Here is an 18,234-nt window from a genome sequence, read left to right as displayed (position 1 = left end):
TGAAACGTTGAAAGATATTGAAGCTAATTATTCTTTTTATACTTGGCTTTTTTTAATTGTTTTTATTGATGTTGCCCATGTTTATGCCACATTATTTAAAACTTATTTCGTTGCCGAAGAGTTTAAAAAAAGAAGAAAATTATTAATTACTCTGCCTATAGTTTGTTTTGTTATTGGAATCATTCTATTCAGTTTTGGAAATGTCTTTTTTTGGTCAGTTTTGGCATACATAGCAGTTTTTCACTTCATACGACAACAATATGGTTTTATGCGTCTATATTCTCGGAAAGAAGTGAAAACAAATTGGAGCATAGCTATTGATAATTTAATTATTTACACTGCAACAGGATATCCAATGTTGTATTGGTTTTTATCTTCACCTAGGGCATTTAACTGGTTCACGGAGAAAGATTTTATTCGCTTTGAGAATCAATTGTTGCTGGAGATTCTGGGTTGGATTTATGGGATAATAGTAGTTTTTTATATTGTAAGAACGGCGTATAAAAGTATTAACTCCCATTATTTTAATATTCCTAAAAATGCAATTATCATAGGGACATTTCTGTCGTGGTATTTTGGGATAGTGTATTTTAATAATGATTTGGTTTTTACATTACTTAACGTTGTTTCACACGGGATACCCTATATTGCATTGATTTATCTTAATGAAATAAATAAAAAACAACAAGTTGATTTAGGAGTTTTAAATGCTGTGAAAGGACTTAAGGGAATACTTTTTTTTATTGCTTTTTTGTTCGCAATTGCTTTTTTTGAAGAATATGTTTGGGAGATTTTTGTTTGGAATGAACAATTTTCAGGGTATGATTTTGATTTTTCAAATTGGCAATTTTTGCTGGTTCCGTTACTAACGGTACCTCAGTTTACACACTATATTTTAGATGGGTTTATATGGAAATCAAAATAGAAAAATTAATTTAGTAATTGCTAAAATTTTGAAGTCTCATCTCCAGAGGGTTAATTTCTCGCTTTTAGTTTTGTAATATCGCAATTGCTTTCGGGAGCAGGCGTTGTACAAATAAGGTATAGGCATCGGTTGATGGATGCAGACCATCACTGGCAACTAAATTACTGTTGCTTAATCCTTGGCGAGTAATATCGGTGATGTTGATGAAGAGTATCGAATTGGTTTCGCAATAGGATTTTGCAAAAGCGTTGTAACTGTCAATTTCTGTTGAAATAATAGTTGGGTTTCCATAGCTTTGTCCAAAAGGAGTATAAGCATAATCAGGTATTGAAACTACTATCAGTTTTGCTTTGTTTCCTTTGACAAGACTAATGGCTTTAGCAACTAATTCTGGAAATTCCTTTTCATAAACGCTAAAATTTATTCCTTGGTATTGATTGTTTACGCCTATCAAAAGGGTAACCAAATCAAATTTGGCATCTGGTTTTTTGTTCTCAATTGCCGAAATTAAATTAGTTGTTGTCCAGCCTGTCTGAGCAATTATTTCCAGAGAAAAATTGTTTTGCAGATTACTGTTTTTTAAAGACTGTTTGAGTTGTTCAGGAAATCGGCAGGTTTCACATACACTTTGGCCAATGGTGTAACTGTCGCCAAGAGCTAAGTAGTTTATCGTTTCCGGTCGAGTAGGGAGTTGTAGAGAAGAATCGGTTTTCGGCGGTGTTATTTCAGATTCCATAATTGAGTTTTCATTGCTACAGCTTGTGTTTATAACAAAAGTAAAAAACGTAACTATTATTTTTAATGTCGTTCTCATGAGTATGAAATTGAGTTTTAATAGTAGTTACGTTTTTTATCTAATTCCGGATTGCTTTTTTAAGCCATTTCCACTTTCATGGTGATGATTTCTTCGATGGCATTCCAGAGTTCGATTCTTTTTTCGAGTGCTAAAATGGAAACTTCTTTAACTTCTTCCCATTTTTGAGCGTCTTTTTCGCAAAGCTCTGTAATCATTTGCATAGCCATAGGCCCATGTTCGTCAGCATCTAATTCGATATGTCTTTCGAAATAATAAATCAATTTGCTCAAATCGGTTTCCGGGAATTGCTCCTGAAAATTTTTCAATATAGCATGAAACATACTCGGAATCAAATCTTCTCTTCCAAAAGTGAATGCCGCGGCAATTTCATGGGGTTTTCCTTCTTCTATTACTCTAAAAGTAAAGTCCAGAAACGCTTTAATATTGGGGTGTAAGTCACTTTTTTTAATAGCGACAAATATGTTTTGTAAAGATTGTATTTCGGACAGAAAAGTGTTGACTTTGTTAGTGTCGGCACCACAGGCTTCCATGGCTTCAAGGTACATTTCGTAGTGACTTTGATGTCTGCCGTCCAGTGTTAAATCAGTTTCTTCAGCCAGAACAATTTCGTTTATCAAATATCTTGTTTCAGGGTTGCTAGTGGCAAACCAAGGGGTAGTGGTACAGGTTAATCGGGCTTGTAAGGCTTTTAATAAAGACATGAAATCCCAAACGGCATAAACATGGTTTTCTAAGAAAATGTGAAGATCTTCTATAGTTTTTACCTTGTTGTAAAGTGAATGCTCTAATAATGCACTTTTTTGGGTTTTAATGCTGTTGTTGATATGCTGAATGTTCATTGTGAAATAATTTGACGTAAAGATAAAAAAGATGCTATTTTTCAAAAGAATTAGTTATCAATTTTATCAATACTTTAATAAGTGTTTATTTTATTCGATGTCTAAATTCCTTTTATGGTATTTACGATTTTTTTTGAATAAAGGTTTTAAAAGCTATTATTTAAAGGCCGAAATTCCGGTGATATCCATTCCGGTAATCAATAAATGAATATCATGAGTTCCTTCATAAGTAATTACTGATTCGAGATTCATCATGTGGCGCATAATCGAATAGTCGCCTGTAATTCCCATAGCTCCTAAAATCTGACGCGCTTCACGGGCGATGCTAAGAGCCATGTTTACATTGTTTCTTTTTGCCATCGAAATTTGGGCTGTAGTTGCCTTATTTTCATTTTTTAAAACTCCCAATCGCCAGGTTAATAATTGCGCTTTGGTGATTTCGGTAATCATTTCGGCTAATTTTTTCTGTTGCAATTGCATTCCTGCAATGGGTTTGTCGAATTGGATTCTCTCTTTGGCATAACGCAAAGCGGTATCGTAGCAATCCATGGCTGCGCCAATGGCTCCCCAGGCAATTCCATAACGCGCCGAATCCAAGCAACCCAGCGGTGCACTCAATCCTGATTTATTAGGTAGAAGATTTGATTTTGGAACTTTTACATTATTAAAAATCAATTCTCCTGTTGCCGATGCGCGAAGCGACCATTTGTTGTGGGTTTCAGGAGTAGAAAAACCTTCCATGCCGCGTTCAACAATCAGTCCGTGTATTCTTCCTTCTTCGTTTTTTGCCCATACTATCGCAATGTCAGCAAATGGAGCGTTAGAAATCCACATTTTAGCTCCGTTTAGTAAATAATAATCACCCATGTCTTTGAAGTTGGTGGTCATACTTCCGGGATCTGAGCCATGATTAGGTTCTGTTAGTCCAAAGCAACCCATTAATTCCCCAGTGGCTAATTTGGGTAAGAATTTTAATTTTTGCTCTTCGCTGCCGTATTTCCAAATAGGATACATCACCAACGATGACTGAACCGAAGCTGTAGAACGAACGCCAGAGTCGCCTCGTTCTATTTCCTGCATAATCAAACCGTATGAAATTTGGTCTAATCCAGCTCCGCCATATTCGGTGGGAATGTACGGGCCAAAAGCGCCTATTTCGGCTAATCCTTTGATGATTTGATTGGGAAATTCTGCTTTTTGAGCATATTCTTCGATAATATGGGAAACTTCACGTTTGACCCATTCCCGTGCGGCATCACGTACCAATTTATGTTCGTCTGTCAATAGTTCGTCAAGGTTGTAATAATCCGGGGCTTGAAATAAGTCTGGTTTCATGATTACGGCTTTTATGAAATTTAATAAGCATCTAATGTTATTAAGTATCTATAAATTTACATAAAGCAATTTAACCGTGTATGAAAAATAGAGTTAATTTTTGATAAATTGATTTTTTTCTCAATTACATCTTCAAATAAAAATCTTTCGTCAAAGCAATATATTCTGGAGTATAGATATGTCTTGCGGTTTCGATGATTAATTCATCAACTAGGAAATTAAGATTTTCATTTCGGCTAAATGCTAAAAGACTGCGTTTGATTTCAGAAGTGGGTGTTCCTTTTACGTGGGTAATTTTTAAAGGGTATAATTCATGTTCATTGGCTAAAGCCAAGAATTTTTCTTCTTCTTTGAAAGGAATAATAACGGAGAAGATTCCGTTTTCAGAAAGTAATAAAGCAGCGGCTTCAATCAAATCTTCAAAAGGCATGGCGTCTTGAAAACGCGCCAAGTCACGTTGGTCGTTACTGGATTTGTAATCTTCAGCATAAAAAGGAGGATTGGAAACAATTAAATCGTATTCATCTTCCGGTTCTTCGACAAATTCATCTAAACCAGCGTGAAAACAAAACAAGCGGTCATTCCAAGGGGAATTTTCAAAATTATCTGTGGCTTGCTCGTAAGCGTCTTCATCAATTTCTAAAGCGTCAATTTGTTCGGCATGACTTCTTTGGGCTAACATCAATGCAATGATTCCGGTTCCAGTGCCAATATCCAAAATACTAAACGGATTGTTTTCAAGAGGAGTCCAAGCACCAAGTAAAACACCATCTGTGCCTACTTTCATAGCGCATCGGTCTTGTTCGATAGAGAATTTTTTGAATTGGAATATAGACATGAAGATTTCAGATTGTAGATTAACGATTTTTGATTTCAGATTTTTTCAAATAACCGAATAAACAAATAACCGATTAAACCTTTTAAAGATACATCTCCACTAATCCTTCTGGTAAATCCATGATGATTTTTTTGTTTTCTCTGTCAACTTTAACTAAGAAATGATCAATCATTGGAATTAGGATTTCGGCTCCGTCTTTTATTACTTCAAAAAGAGGCTGTGCTGTAGTGTCGTTAATAGATTGAATTTCTCCAACGTATCCCAATCTTTTATCTTCGATTTTAAAACCAATTACTTCATGGAAATAGAATTTGTTTCCGCTAAGTTTTGGTAGCATTTTTAAAGGAAGATAAATGTCGCTACCTATAAGATTGTCAGCATCAGCTTCGGTATTGATGTCTTCAAAAAGGACTCTTAGAAAGTCGTTTTTGTGTAATGAGCTGTTTTCAATAAAAAAAGGAATCAAGTGTTTGTTTTGTTCAACAAACACTGATTCCAGATTTTCGTATAACTCAGGTTCATCCGTATCTAAGTAGATAAGAACTTCCCCTTTAAAACTAAATTTTTTGGCGATTTTGCCTAAATAGAAACAATCTTCTTTACGCATCTTCGCTGTTAAAATTATGCTTGAGTTTCTTCGTTGTTTTCTTCTGCAACTGGAGCTTCTTCTTCAGTTTCAGTTGTAGCTTCTTCAGCTTGAGCAGCAGCAATTGCATCAGCTTCAGCTTGAGCAGCAGCAGCGATACGTTTAGCGTTTACTTCTTGTTCAGCTTTGAATGCTTTAGCTTTAGCATCAGCTTGCGCTTTTGATAAACCATCTTTTTTAGCGTCAACTTTACCAGCTTTAGCTTCTAACCAAGCAGCTAATTTTGCATCAGCTTGTTCTTGAGTTAAGGCTCCTTTACGAACTCCTCCATCTAGGTGGTGTTTCAATAAAGCTCCTTTGTAAGAAAGAATTGCTTTAGCAGTATCAGTTGGTTGAGCACCATTGTGTAACCATTTAACTGCGCAATCAAGGTTTAAGTCGATAGTTGCTGGGTTAGTATTAGGGTTGTAAGTACCGATTTTCTCTAAGTATCTACCATCTCTTTTTGAGCGTGCATCTGCAGCTACTACCCAGTAAAAAGGTTTTCCTTTTTTACCGTGTCTTTGTAATCTAATTTTTACTGACATAATCTATATGATTAAATTTTGAGGTACTCGACCCCGATTAATTAAGGCTGCAAAGATACATTATTTTTTTATATGACAAGAGTTAATTTAGTATTTTGATATGTAATTGTTTAGTGGGGTTTTTTGAGGCTTTTTTTGGTGATTAATTAGATGATTTTAGTATTAAAAGTTTATTTTTGTTTGTAAAACTTTCTATTTATGAAAAAATATTTTCTGTTTTTGATTGTGCTGTTCTCTTTGTTTTCCTGTCAGGAAGACGTGAGATTTAATAATCCTTCTTTTCAGGGTACGAAGGATAATGAATTCTGGAGAGCTGTTCAGTCCATTGCTACGGTTAATTCAGGAGGTTCATTGGTGATAGAGGCATATACTGCAACTGAAGTTGTTACTTTAAAAACAAATTCAGCCTTAGCCGGAACTTATTCTATTGGAACAACTCCAATGAATACTGCTTCTTATGTTTTTACGGATCCTTTGACTAAAGAAACAATTGATTTTTCTTCGGGTTTTAATGTGGGTGATGGTCAAATTGTTATTACAGAATATGATGCGGTAGCTAAGACTATCTCTGGTACGTTTAAGTTTAATATTGTAAATACTTTTGATAATCCTTTAGCAGGGCCTACTTTGAATTTTCAATATGGCGTTTTTTATAAGATTCCCGTTACTGTTCAATAGTGGTGAGTTAGATTGTTTGGTGATTTGTTAGAATTTTCAATAATTTATTATTGAGTGCTTTTGTTGAATATTTTCATTTGCAATATAAATAAGCTTATTTATAGTTGGTTATAGAAAAATAAGATTACATTTGTGACTATTATTATAAATAAGTATATATGAATATTTTTGTTGGAAGCCTTCCATTCAGTATTGAGGAAGCAGATTTAAGAGAGTCTTTTGAGGCTTATGGAGCAGTTGACTCTGTTAAAATTATTACTGATAAATTTACTGGAAGAAGTAAAGGATTTGGTTTTGTTGAGATGCCAGTTGATGCTGAAGCTCAAAAAGCAATTGATGAATTGAACGGAGCTACTGTTCAGGGGCGTACAATTGTAGTAAATAAATCAGAGCCAAAACCAGAAGGTGAAAGAAGAAGTTACAACAACAACCGTGGAGGTGATTCTCGCGGAGGTTACAGTAACAACCGTGGTGGTGACCGTGGAAACAGAGGAGGATATTAATATTTTTTCTTTATATAAAAAAAGGGGACAATGTAAATTGTCCCCTTTTTTGTTATGCAAATGTTTCGCCCTGAAATAGCGATCCGCAAAACAATCGTTATGAAGAAAAAAACAAATTAAAAGTAAGTCAACAAGATTATAGTTTGTCGTTAAATCTTAAAATTGTTAGTGAAAGGAAAGAGGTTTAGCAACCGTTACCCAAGTCCGAAACAATACGGTATTGAAAAGAAGAAAATTCTTTATTAATTATTTTAGCTGCGTAAGAAATAATCCCAAACAACTATTATATTTGTGATTACTAACCATTGATTATTTACTTTATGAAAAAAATTCTATTCATCGCAATTGCTTTTTTTACAATAGAACTCGTTTCTGCTCAAGAAACGACAACTGATTCAAATGATCCCATATATAGTACTGCTGGGCTAGAAAAAAAACCTGAGTTTCCAGAAGGGGTTACGGCTTTTTATAAATTTATTGCCAAAAATTATAAAACCCCATCTAAATCTGTAAAAGGTAAAGTCTATGTAACTTTTATAATTGAAAAAGACGGTAGTCTTTCAAATATTAAAGTGCTACGAGATATTGGTCATGGAACTGGGGAAGAAGCAATAAGAGTTTTGTCAATATGCCCTAATTGGATTCCAGGAGAGAAAAATGGTCAAAAAGTAAGATGTCTTTATAGTTTGCCTATTTCTATAACGTCTTAGTTTTATTGGAAACTCTCGGAAAAGTAATTCTTGACAAAATTAGCCATAAAAAAAGCTGCCAAAATTGACAGCTTTTTTTGATTTTATAAAAAGATACTAATTAGATATTAGCAGCTAACCAATCTCCAACTTCTTTAGTTCCGTATGCTTTACCACCATCGGCTAAATCTTCAGTAACGATTCCAGCTTCTAAAGCTTTGTTTACAGCATCTCTCATTGCTTTTCCTTCTTCCATTAATCCGAAGTTTTCAAACATCATAGCAGCTGATAAAACAGTAGCCATTGGGTTAGCAATGTTTAAACCAGTTGCTTGTGGATAAGAACCGTGAATAGGCTCAAATAAAGATACTTCAGCTCCCATAGATGCAGAAGGCATTAATCCCATAGAACCTGAGATTACAGAAGCTTCGTCAGTTAAGATATCACCGAATAAGTTTTCAGTAATTAATACGTCATAAGAATTTGGCCATTGAACCAAACGCATAGCAACTGCATCAACAAATTCGTAGCTTACTTCAACTTCCGGATAATCTTTCTCCATTGCCTGAACTGTTTCTCTCCATAAACGTGAAGTTTCCAAAACGTTAGCTTTGTCTACACAACATAATTTCTTAGAACGAGTCATCGCTAATTCGAAACCTTTTTTAGCTAAACGTTGTACTTCTGCTCTTGTGTAAACACAGTTGTCAAAAGCAGTGTCTCCGTTATCTCTTCTTCCTTTTTCACCAAAGTAAATACCACCTGTTAATTCTCTTAAGAAAACTAAGTCAGTTCCTTCAATTCTTTCTCTTTTTAATGGAGATTTATCTAATAAAGACGGGAATGTAAACGTAGGTCTTACGTTAGCAAATAAACCCAATGCTTTACGCATTTTTAATAAACCTTGTTCTGGTCGTACAGGTGCAGAAGGATCGTTATCGTATTTTGGGTGACCAATTGCTCCAAAAAGAACTGCATCAGCATTTTTACAAACTTCATGTGTTGCATCAGGATAAGGTTCACCTACTGCATCAATTGCAGCAGCACCGGTTAAAGCTGGTTTCCAAGTAATTTCATGTCCAAATTTTTGTGCAATTGCATCTGATACTTTTACTGCCTGATCAATTACTTCCGGTCCGATTCCGTCCCCTGCTAAAAGTGCGATATTTAACTTCATTATTTTATGTTTATATTAATTTATTGTTTTTGTTCTAATTTAAACTGCTATTACGTTGAGCATTTTTTGAGTTGCAATTATAGCTGCTACCGTTTGGTCAGAATCCAATCCTCTTGTTTTGAATTCTTTCCCCTCGTTTACCCAGGTGATAATGGTTTCGCATAAAGCATCCGAACTACTTCCAGGAGGGATTCTTACCGCGTAATCAGTAAGTTTAGGTAAAGTCATTTTTTTGGTTTTATAAATTTTTGTCAAAGCATTCATAAAAGCATCAAACTGACCATCTCCTTGTGCGTGTTCCTCAATGATTTGTCCGTCTATTTTTAAGCAAATAGTAGTTGACGGTCTCATTCCTTTGGCGTGAGATAACAAATAGGATTCTACGGTAACTTTTTCCTGATACGTATGACTGTCTAATACGTCAGAGATGATATAAGGCAGATCTTCTTTGGTAACTGTTTCTTTTTTGTCTCCCAATTCAATAATTCTTTGGGTGACCAATTTTAAATCTTCCTGATTTAATTGCAAACCTAATTCCTGAAGGTTTTTTTCAATATTAGCTTTTCCGGAAGTTTTTCCTAAAGCGTATTTTCTTTTTCTTCCAAAGCGTTCCGGAAGTAAATCGTTGAAATATAAATTGTTTTTATTGTCTCCATCAGCGTGAATTCCGGCTGTTTGAGTAAAAACATTGTCGCCTACAATTGGCTTGTTGGCTGGGATTCGGTAACCGGTAAAGGTTTCGACTAATTTACTAACTGAGTATAAAGAAGTTTCTTTTACACCAATTTCGATTTCGGGCATGAAATCATTGATTACTGCAATCGTACTGGCCAGTGGCGCATTTCCGGCGCGTTCTCCCATTCCGTTTACGGTCACGTGCAATCCGTGAATACCTGCTTTTAAGGCTTCCATTACGTTAGCAACGCTTAAATCGTAGTCGTTGTGTGCGTGGAAATCAAAATGAATTCCGGGATATCTTTGAGTGATTTCTGAAATATATTCGAAAGTTTCCGAAGGAATAAGTACGCCCAAAGTATCTGGAAGCAATATTCTTTTTACGGGTTGGGTGCTGATGAAATCTAAATATTGGTAAACGTATTCAGGTGAATTACGCATACCATTACTCCAGTCTTCTAAATAAACATTGGTTAAAATTCCATTTTCGTTCGCTAAAGCAATGCTTTCGGCAATTTCAGAAAAATGCTGTTCAGGTGTTTTTTTTAATTGATGTGTAAGATGGTTGAGTGAACCCTTGGTTAAAAGATTTTGAACTTTTGCACCCGATTTTTTCATCCATTCAATAGAGAGCCCTTTGTCAACAAAAGTTAATACTTCGATTTTATCGGTATATCCTTTTGTTTCTGCCCAAGTCATAATTCCTTTTACACCTTCAAATTCTCCTTCGCTTACACGAGCCGAAGCTATTTCGATGCGGTCAACTTGTAACTCTTCTAATAATAATTGGGCAATGGTTAGTTTTTCTGCAGCAGAAAATGATACTCCTGAGGTTTGTTCACCATCACGAAGCGTCGTATCCATTATTTCAATTTTTCTTTTTCCCATTATAAATTTGATGCTAAAAAAGGTTCTGATTTCATTATTTCGAAATCATTATTTTGTGTGTTTTATAAAACGGTAAAAGCAGCTGCCAGATAATTCCGTGTGGAATGTTTTAGCAGCTGCATTTTTGTATGATTGTATTATTTAGTAAGGAAGCTTGCTGGCAAAACTTACGATTTCTTCTTTCACACTTTGTAAATAGTCAATATCATCAAAACCATTGATCATATTGTTCTTTTTGTATCCGTTGATGTCAAAGGATTCTTTTTCGCCTGTAGCTTTCAAAGTAATTGTTTGCTCTGGTAAGTTGATTTCTAATTCTGTATTAGGATCAGCTTCGATAGCTGCAAAGATTTTATCTGAGAATTCAGGAGAAACTTGTACTGGTAAAACTCCGATATTTAAACAGTTTCCTTTGAAGATGTCAGCAAAGAAAGAAGAAACTACAGCGCGGAATCCGTAATCGTAAACTGCCCATGCAGCGTGCTCACGAGAAGAACCTGAACCGAAGTTTTTTCCACCTACAAGGATTTTTCCGCTGTAAGTTGGGTTGTTTAAAACGAAATCAGCTTTAGGAGTGTCATCTCCATTGTATCTCCAGTCTCTGAAAAGGTTGTCTCCAAAACCTTCACGTTTTGTAGCTTTCAGGAAACGAGCCGGGATAATTTGATCAGTATCTACGTTTTCTATCGGTAGTGGCACTGCACTACTGGTAAGTATATTAAATTTATCGTATGCCATTTTTATTTTAGATTTCAGATTTCAGAATTCAGATTTTAGATTTTCCATTAAGGGAAATAAACCATGAATATTTAAAATCTTTTTATTTTTATTCTTTTTTGAAATTGTTATTGCTGTTGAAATTCAATTACAACAAATCTCTTGGGTCAGTTAATTTTCCAGTAACTGCTGCTGCTGCTGCCATAATAGGCGAAGCTAACAATGTTCTTGAACCTGGACCTTGACGACCTTCGAAGTTTCTGTTTGAAGTACTTACTGCATATTTCCCAGCAGGTACTTTGTCATCGTTCATAGCTAAACAAGCTGAACAACCTGGCTGACGCAATACAAAACCAGCTTCAGTAAGAATATCTAAAATTCCTTCTTCTTTAATTTGAGCTTCAACAACGTGAGAACCTGGAACTAACCAAGCTGTAACATTATCTGCTTTTTTACGACCTTTTACAATTTCAGCAAAAGCTCTAAAGTCTTCGATACGACCATTAGTACAACTTCCTAAGAAAACATAATCAATTTGTTTTCCAATCATTACATCGTCTTCTTCGAAGCCCATGTAAGCTAATGATTTTTTGTAAGTTTCCTCACCACCTTCAACTTGGTTGGCAGCTGGGATATGTTTAGTGATACCAATTCCCATTCCAGGATTTGTACCATAAGTAATCATTGGTTCGATATCTTCTGCGTTGATGTTTAATTCAGCATCAAATACTGCATCAGCATCAGTTTTTAAAGTTTTCCAATATTCTACTGCTTTAGTCCAAGCTTCACCTTTAGGAGCATACAATCTGCCTTCTAAGAAATCAAAAGTAGTTTGGTCAGGAGCAATCATACCTCCACGAGCACCCATTTCGATACTTAAGTTACAAACAGTCATACGACCTTCCATAGTCATTTCTTCGAATACATTTCCTGCGTATTCTGCGAAATATCCTGTACCTCCGGAAGTAGTCAATTTAGCAATGATGTATAACGCAACGTCTTTAGGAGTAACTCCTTTGCTTAATTTTCCGTTTACGTTAATACGCATTTTTTTAGGTTTTGGTTGCATGATACATTGAGTAGAAAGAACCATTTCTACTTCAGAAGTACCAATTCCAAAAGCAATAGCACCAAAAGCACCATGAGTAGAAGTATGTGAATCTCCACATACAATTGTAGCACCAGGTAAAGTAATCCCGTTTTCAGGCCCTACTACGTGTACAATTCCATTTTTTTGATGACCTAATCCCCAGTGAGAAATACCGTATTCAGCCGCGTTAGTTTCTAATGCTTTTAATTGATTAGCAGATAAAGCATCGGCAACAGGTAAGTGTTGGTTTATAGTTGGTGTATTGTGATCGGCAGTTGCGAATGTGCGCTCTGGATATAATACTGATACGCCTCTTGATTTTAGACCCAAGAAAGCTACTGGACTTGTAACCTCGTGAATGAAGTGACGATCAATAAAAAACACATCTGGTCCGTCTTCAATTTTACGCACAACATGCGAATCCCATACTTTGTCAAATAATGTCTTGCTCATTTTTTAATTTTTTTTAGTGTATTTCTGTGTTTTGCACTACCCGGTTTTCTAACAGAGTAATAACAAGGACGCAAAAGTATAAAAATGAAATCATGTATTCAATTAATATTATCGATTATATACGATACCCAAACTATATTAATAAGATTGTATGCTTTTATTTTGCTTGCTTGTGTTTTAGAGAGTTAGTTTTTTTATTTCTGTTTGAGAATTATAAAGTTGCGTTTGTAACAGTTGGTAGTTGCTTTGGGTTTTGTGAATTTTTAAGGGTTTTTGATGAATTTCGTTGTTTTGTTTAATAAATCATTGAATGTCTGATTGAAAATAAAAAAATCAACAAGGTTTTGTTTTTGGGTTGTGTTTGTTAAAATCTTTTTTTGTTTAAAAATAAACTACAGTGAGTTGTTTTTTTAAGATGATTTTATTTTGATGAAATATTACGACAACCAAAAAAATAAGAAAGTTGAATTTAATAGGTGTTTTTTATGTTTTTTATTCGTTAATTGTTTGAAAGTTTGTCTTTTTTTAATATTGTCTTTTGTTAATAACTTCCCTTTTCAAGGCCTTAAAAAAAGACTAAATTTGAACTTCTTCTGTTTTCTGTTTATCATTTTTTTATATTTCATGAAATCAATGGTTTATAGGGGTGATAAATTGGAATTTGGAACTTTTTAATTTGGCTTTTTTTTAAATTATGTATTTAATATTCGATACCGAAACTACGGGATTACCTAAGCGTTGGGATGCGCCTATAACCGATACGGCTAACTGGCCGCGATGTATTCAAATTGCATGGCAGTTGCATGACGATATGGGACAACTCATCGAGCATCAGGATTATCTGGTAAAACCGGAAGGTTTTAATATTCCCTATGATGCCGAACGAATTCACGGTATTTCGACCGAATTAGCAGAGGCGGAAGGAATCCCTTTAACCGAAGTTTTAGAGAAATTCAATATAGCTTTAGGCAAAGCCAAATTTATTGTGGGTCAGAATTTAGGTTTTGATGTCAATATTATGGGCTGTGAGTTTCATCGAATGGGAGTCGATTCGCCTATGGCTTCGATGCCGGTTTTGGATACTTGTACCGAAGTAACAGCTTCTTTGTTGAAATTACCGGGAGGTCGTGGAGGAAAATTTAAACTACCAACTTTAACGGAATTACACGAATATTTATTCAGCGTTCCTTTTGCCGAAGCGCACAATGCAACTGCTGACGTTGAGGCAACCACGCGTTGTTTCTTAGAATTAATTAAAAGAGAGGTTTTTACTAAGGAAGAACTGGATGTTCCAGCTTCTTATTTTCAGGAATTTCAGGCTAAAAATCCGAGAGAAATTCAACTCATCGGATTAAAACATATCAATTTAAAAGCGGCTTCGGATAAAATCAGGGAGCAGCTGCAAAAAGCGGAACCGAATGTTTCGCAAACCACGATTTCAGCAGCCGACAAAGAAGGTTTTGCTGCGGCAAAGTTTGCGCATTTGCATAACCATACCCAGTTTTCAGTTCTGCAATCGACTATTGGGATTGGACCGTTGGTTTCGGTTACGGCTAAAAATGGCTTTCCTGCTGTTGCCATGACCGACACTGGAAACATGATGGGTGCTTTCCATTTTGTGAGTGCGGTAATGAATCACAATAAAGGGGCTTCCGCTAAAAATAAAGCTTTAGTAGAAGCTGGCGAAGAGCCAACAGAAACCGAAATCAAACCGATTGTAGGTTGCGAATTCAATATTTGCGAAAACCATTTGGATAAAACCAAAAAAGACAATGGTTACCAAGTCGTTTTATTGGCAAAAAATAAAAAAGGCTATCACAATTTGGCCAAAATGGCTTCGATTGCCTATGTAGATGGTTTTTATTATGTACCAAGAATTGATAGAAAAGTTGTAGAAAAATACAAGGAAGACATCATGGTTTTGTCTGGGAATTTATACGGAGAAATTCCGAGCAAGATTTTGAATATTGGCGAAAACCAAGCCGAAGAAGCTTTACTTTGGTGGAAAGCACAATTTGGAGATGATTTTTATCTCGAAATCATGCGCCATAATCAGGAAGATGAAAATCGTGTAAACAAAACTTTGATTGAGTTTTCGCAAAAGCATAATGTTAAGTTAATTGCAACGAATAATACCTATTATTTAAATAAACAAGATGCCAATGCGCACGATATTTTATTGTGTGTAAAAGACGGAGAAAAACAAGCAACACCTATAGGACGTGGTCGTGGCTATCGTTATGGATTACCCAATCAGGAGTATTATTATAAGTCGGGAGAGGAAATGAAAAATCTCTTTGCCGATTTGCCTGATGCCATTATCAATATACAGGAAATAGTTGACAAGGTCGAAATTTACTCGCTTTATCGTGATGTATTGCTTCCAAAATATGATATCCCTCAGGAATTTGTTGATCCTGAAGATGAAAAAGACAATGGTGTTCGTGGTGAAAATGCCTATTTGCGTTACCTTACCATGGAAGGAGCCAAAAGACGTTACGAAGAAATAACCCCCGATATTCAGGAACGTTTGGATTTTGAGTTACTGACCATTTCAAACTCTGGTTATCCGGGTTACTTTTTGATTGTGCAGGATTTCATTGCCGAAGCGAGGAAAATGGATGTTTCTGTCGGACCAGGACGTGGATCGGCGGCAGGTTCGGCGGTGGCTTATTGTTTAGGAATTACCAATATTGACCCGATTAAGTACGATTTGCTTTTTGAGCGTTTCCTGAATCCGGATCGTGTGTCCATGCCCGATATTGATATCGATTTTGATGATGAGGGGCGTGGTCGTGTAATGGATTATGTAATCAATAAATATGGAGCCAATCAGGTAGCACAGATTATCACTTATGGTAAAATGGCGACCAAGTCGGCAATTCGTGATACGGCGCGTGTACTGGATTTACCTTTATTTGAAGCCGACAGAATTGCGAAATTAATTCCGGCTATGATGCCATCTAAGTGGAATTTGGCGCGTTTTATTTCTGAAAGCGAAGAAGATGTAAAAAAGTCATTGAAATCTTCGGAAGAATTTGACAAGGTAAAAGAACTAATTGGAATTGCTAATGAAGATGATTTAGCAGGAGAAACCATTCAACAAGCCAAAATATTAGAAGGTTCGATGCGAAATACAGGTATTCACGCCTGTGGAGTAATTATCACGCCTTCGGATATTACCAATTATGTGCCGGTAACCACCGCAAAAGATTCTGATTTATATGTGACTCAGTTTGATAACTCGGTGGCTGAAAGTGCAGGATTGTTGAAGATGGACTTCCTGGGGTTGAAGACCCTGACTTTGATAAAGGATACCGTCAAGTTGGTAAAATACCGAACAGGAATTCAATTGGATCCCGATACTTTTCCAATTGATGATGTTAAAACCTATGAGTTGTTCCAAAGAGGAGAAACAGTAGGGATTTTCCAATACGAGTCACCCGGGATGCAAAAATACATGAAGGATTTGAAGCCGACGGTTTTTGGGGATTTGATCGCAATGAATGCTTTGTATCGTCCGGGACCTTTGGAATACATTCCTTCTTTCGTTCGAAGAAAAAATGGAGAAGAGCCTATCGTTTATGATTTGGACGCCTGCGAAGAATATCTTGGGGAAACATATGGGATTACAGTTTATCAGGAGCAGGTAATGCTTTTGTCCCAATCCTTAGCCGGTTTTACTAAAGGTGAGGCCGACGTTTTGCGTAAGGCGATGGGTAAGAAGCAGAAGGACGTACTGGATAAAATGAAACCCAAATTTGTAGAACAAGCAGCTACTAAAGGACATGATCCAAAAGTTTTGGAGAAAATATGGAAAGACTGGGAAGCTTTTGCGAGTTATGCCTTCAATAAATCGCACTCGACCTGTTATGCCTGGATTGCCTACCAAACGGCTTATTTGAAAGCTCATTATCCGGCTGAATATATGGCGGCGGTACTTTCGAATAACATGAATGATATTAAACAGGTTTCGTTTTTTATGGAGGAATGTAAGCGAATGGGCTTGCAGGTTTTAGGTCCTTCTGTTAATGAATCCTACTATAAATTTACAGTAAACGATGATTATGCCGTTCGTTTTGGAATGGGAGCTATCAAAGGAGTGGGAGCCGGAGCAGTGGAAACCATTGTAGAAAATAGAAAAAACGGATTATACAAATCAATTTTTGATTTGGCTAAGCGAATTGATTTGCGTGCCGCTAATAAAAAAGCTTTTGAGAATTTAGCTTTAGCTGGAGGATTTGATTGTTTTGCGGATACTCACCGTGCGCAATATTTTCATGATGAAGGTGACGGAATTACCTTTTATGAAAAAGCCATGCGTTATGGTTCGAAATTTCAGGAGAATGAAAATTCGTCTCAGGTGAGTCTTTTTGGGGAAGCCAGTGAAGTGCAAATTGCCGAGCCTGTAGTGCCGCCTTGTGAGGATTGGAGTACGATGGAAAAATTAGCCAAAGAGAAAGAAGTTGTTGGTATTTATATTTCAGGGCATCCGCTGGATGACTTTAGATTTGAAATGAAATATTTCTGTAACGCTAAGTTGGAAGCACTCAAGAATCTCGAAGCTTATGTGGGTAAAGCATTGACTTTTGGAGGAATTATCAATGATGTACAACATCGTGTGGCTAAGAATGGTAAAGGCTGGGGGATGTTTACACTGGAAGGATATGATGAGAGTTATGAATTTCGGATTTTTGGAGAAGAGTATTTAAAATTTCGTCATTTTCTGATACAGAACAATTTTACCTATATGAAATTAACGGTAAAAGAAGGTTGGGTGAATCAGGAAACTGGCAAAAGAGCAGAACCAAGATTACAGTTTGTAGAAATAAAACAATTGCAGGATGTTTTAGAAACTTTTGCAAAAAAACTAATCGTATTGCTGAACATAAAAGATTTGTATCCTGAATTTATACATAAGTTGAGTCATCTTTTTAATGAAAATAAAGGAGATAATCAGGTGACTTTTGAAGTGATGGAGATAGAAAAAATTAAGAAACTGGTCGAAACAGTTCCGGTTATGGAGGATAATGAAGAAGTAGTTTTCGAAGACGAAAATGACGATTCTGAAGCTTCTGATGTACCGATAACCAAGGCGGTTCAGGTTACCGAAGTAGAAGAAGTAAAGGTAGTAACTAAGTTGAGTATGGCCAGCAGAAAGTTGAAAATTAAAATTTCGACCGAATTATTACAGGAATTAGAGAAAATGCAGGTTAATTTTAAGTTGAATTGATCCATTGAGATAGTTATAAAAACCCGTCTTGTTTTATAGAATGAGACGGGTTTTTTGTGAGTTTCATTTTGTGTCTATGGCATTATTGTTGTGGAATCAGGATTTGTTTTTAAGAAAAGAAATCGAGCAGCGTTAACAGGACGGAACAGGATGCTTTAGAAGCCGATGTTTTATAATTTCCCCAAATAGAATTAGAATCATTTA

The 18,234-nt window shown here is 35.9% G+C and carries 15 protein-coding genes; 5 read left to right on the top strand and 10 right to left on the bottom strand.

What is annotated here, in order from left to right:
- The first annotated feature begins 7 nt into the window (after positions 1-7).
- A complete protein-coding gene (locus BIW12_RS04810; RefSeq protein ID WP_232227152.1) occupies positions 8-925 on the top strand; it encodes a hypothetical protein in 918 nt (305 codons plus the stop codon).
- 64 nt (positions 926-989) lie between these two features.
- Here BIW12_RS04810 and BIW12_RS04805 read toward each other — a convergent pair whose 3' ends face one another.
- From BIW12_RS04805 to BIW12_RS04780, 6 genes are all read right to left on the bottom strand, one after another.
- Positions 990-1,661, bottom strand: coding sequence for an SGNH/GDSL hydrolase family protein (locus BIW12_RS04805; protein ID WP_232227150.1), 672 nt, complete (start codon positions 1,659-1,661; stop codon positions 990-992).
- A 137-nt stretch (positions 1,662-1,798) separates the two neighbouring features.
- Entirely contained in the window at positions 1,799-2,581 is a 783-nt protein-coding gene (locus tag BIW12_RS04800) for a DUF3050 domain-containing protein (RefSeq protein WP_071184054.1), read from the bottom strand.
- Positions 2,582-2,737: 156 nt separating this feature from the next.
- Entirely contained in the window at positions 2,738-3,916 is a 1,179-nt protein-coding gene (locus tag BIW12_RS04795) for an acyl-CoA dehydrogenase family protein (RefSeq protein WP_071184053.1), read from the bottom strand.
- 124 nt (positions 3,917-4,040) lie between these two features.
- Entirely contained in the window at positions 4,041-4,748 is a 708-nt protein-coding gene (locus BIW12_RS04790) for a tRNA1(Val) (adenine(37)-N6)-methyltransferase (protein ID WP_071186146.1), read from the bottom strand.
- 88 nt (positions 4,749-4,836) lie between these two features.
- The gene (gene rimM / locus BIW12_RS04785; RefSeq protein WP_071184052.1) at positions 4,837-5,361 is read right to left on the bottom strand and encodes a ribosome maturation factor RimM; all 525 of its coding nucleotides are present in this window, start codon (positions 5,359-5,361) and stop codon (positions 4,837-4,839) included.
- Between the two features lie 14 nt (positions 5,362-5,375).
- Positions 5,376-5,927: a 30S ribosomal protein S16 gene (locus tag BIW12_RS04780; protein ID WP_071184051.1), complete on the bottom strand. Its 552-nt coding sequence runs from the start codon at positions 5,925-5,927 to the stop codon at positions 5,376-5,378.
- 198 nt (positions 5,928-6,125) lie between these two features.
- Between BIW12_RS04780 and BIW12_RS04775 the strand changes: the two genes are divergently transcribed.
- From BIW12_RS04775 to BIW12_RS04765, 3 genes are all read left to right on the top strand, one after another.
- Entirely contained in the window at positions 6,126-6,605 is a 480-nt protein-coding gene (locus BIW12_RS04775) for a DUF6252 family protein (RefSeq protein WP_071184050.1), read from the top strand.
- A gap of 158 nt (positions 6,606-6,763) precedes the next feature.
- Positions 6,764-7,108: an RNA recognition motif domain-containing protein gene (locus tag BIW12_RS04770; RefSeq protein ID WP_071184049.1), complete on the top strand. Its 345-nt coding sequence runs from the start codon at positions 6,764-6,766 to the stop codon at positions 7,106-7,108.
- Positions 7,109-7,428: 320 nt separating this feature from the next.
- Entirely contained in the window at positions 7,429-7,818 is a 390-nt protein-coding gene (locus BIW12_RS04765) for an energy transducer TonB (RefSeq protein ID WP_071184048.1), read from the top strand.
- 100 nt (positions 7,819-7,918) lie between these two features.
- On the opposite strand, the gene leuB is transcribed toward BIW12_RS04765, so the two are convergent.
- The 4 genes from leuB to leuC form a co-directional block, all read right to left on the bottom strand.
- On the bottom strand, positions 7,919-8,974 hold the full coding sequence (gene leuB, locus BIW12_RS04760; RefSeq protein ID WP_071184047.1) for a 3-isopropylmalate dehydrogenase: 1,056 nt from the start codon (positions 8,972-8,974) through the stop codon (positions 7,919-7,921).
- A gap of 39 nt (positions 8,975-9,013) precedes the next feature.
- The gene (locus tag BIW12_RS04755) at positions 9,014-10,537 is read right to left on the bottom strand and encodes an alpha-isopropylmalate synthase regulatory domain-containing protein (RefSeq protein ID WP_071184046.1); all 1,524 of its coding nucleotides are present in this window, start codon (positions 10,535-10,537) and stop codon (positions 9,014-9,016) included.
- Between the two features lie 141 nt (positions 10,538-10,678).
- Positions 10,679-11,275 carry a 3-isopropylmalate dehydratase small subunit gene (leuD, locus tag BIW12_RS04750; protein ID WP_071184045.1) on the bottom strand — a complete coding sequence of 199 codons (597 nt, stop codon included), beginning with the start codon at positions 11,273-11,275 and terminating at the stop codon, positions 10,679-10,681.
- A 127-nt stretch (positions 11,276-11,402) separates the two neighbouring features.
- Positions 11,403-12,797, bottom strand: coding sequence for a 3-isopropylmalate dehydratase large subunit (gene leuC / locus BIW12_RS04745; RefSeq protein ID WP_071184044.1), 1,395 nt, complete (start codon positions 12,795-12,797; stop codon positions 11,403-11,405).
- 694 nt (positions 12,798-13,491) lie between these two features.
- Between leuC and dnaE the strand changes: the two genes are divergently transcribed.
- Positions 13,492-18,030, top strand: a complete 4,539-nt coding sequence (gene dnaE, locus BIW12_RS04740; protein ID WP_071184043.1) for a DNA polymerase III subunit alpha — start codon at positions 13,492-13,494, stop codon at positions 18,028-18,030.
- Positions 18,031-18,234: the final 204 nt, after the last annotated feature.

The sequence above is a fragment of the Flavobacterium commune genome, assembly GCF_001857965.1.
GTDB lineage: Bacteria > Bacteroidota > Bacteroidia > Flavobacteriales > Flavobacteriaceae > Flavobacterium > Flavobacterium commune.
The sequence above is the reverse complement of the archived record's forward strand: the minus strand, read 5'-3'. Positions and strand labels throughout refer to the sequence as shown.

What these genes read in the sequence shown, in the direction of transcription:
- BIW12_RS04805 (WP_232227150.1), bottom strand. Translation starts at nt 1,661, where the DNA reads ATGGAATCTGAAATAACACCGCCGAAAACCGATTCTTCTCTACAACTC.
- BIW12_RS04800 (WP_071184054.1), bottom strand. Translation starts at nt 2,581, where the DNA reads ATGAACATTCAGCATATCAACAACAGCATTAAAACCCAAAAAAGTGCA.
- BIW12_RS04795 (WP_071184053.1), bottom strand. Translation starts at nt 3,916, where the DNA reads ATGAAACCAGACTTATTTCAAGCCCCGGATTATTACAACCTTGACGAA.
- rimM (WP_071184052.1), bottom strand. Translation starts at nt 5,361, where the DNA reads ATGCGTAAAGAAGATTGTTTCTATTTAGGCAAAATCGCCAAAAAATTT.
- BIW12_RS04780 (WP_071184051.1), bottom strand. Translation starts at nt 5,927, where the DNA reads ATGTCAGTAAAAATTAGATTACAAAGACACGGTAAAAAAGGAAAACCT.
- BIW12_RS04775 (WP_071184050.1), top strand. Translation starts at nt 6,126, where the DNA reads ATGAAAAAATATTTTCTGTTTTTGATTGTGCTGTTCTCTTTGTTTTCC.
- BIW12_RS04770 (WP_071184049.1), top strand. Translation starts at nt 6,764, where the DNA reads ATGAATATTTTTGTTGGAAGCCTTCCATTCAGTATTGAGGAAGCAGAT.
- BIW12_RS04765 (WP_071184048.1), top strand. Translation starts at nt 7,429, where the DNA reads ATGAAAAAAATTCTATTCATCGCAATTGCTTTTTTTACAATAGAACTC.
- leuB (WP_071184047.1), bottom strand. Translation starts at nt 8,974, where the DNA reads ATGAAGTTAAATATCGCACTTTTAGCAGGGGACGGAATCGGACCGGAA.
- BIW12_RS04755 (WP_071184046.1), bottom strand. Translation starts at nt 10,537, where the DNA reads ATGGGAAAAAGAAAAATTGAAATAATGGATACGACGCTTCGTGATGGT.
- leuD (WP_071184045.1), bottom strand. Translation starts at nt 11,275, where the DNA reads ATGGCATACGATAAATTTAATATACTTACCAGTAGTGCAGTGCCACTA.
- leuC (WP_071184044.1), bottom strand. Translation starts at nt 12,797, where the DNA reads ATGAGCAAGACATTATTTGACAAAGTATGGGATTCGCATGTTGTGCGT.
- dnaE (WP_071184043.1), top strand. Translation starts at nt 13,492, where the DNA reads ATGTATTTAATATTCGATACCGAAACTACGGGATTACCTAAGCGTTGG.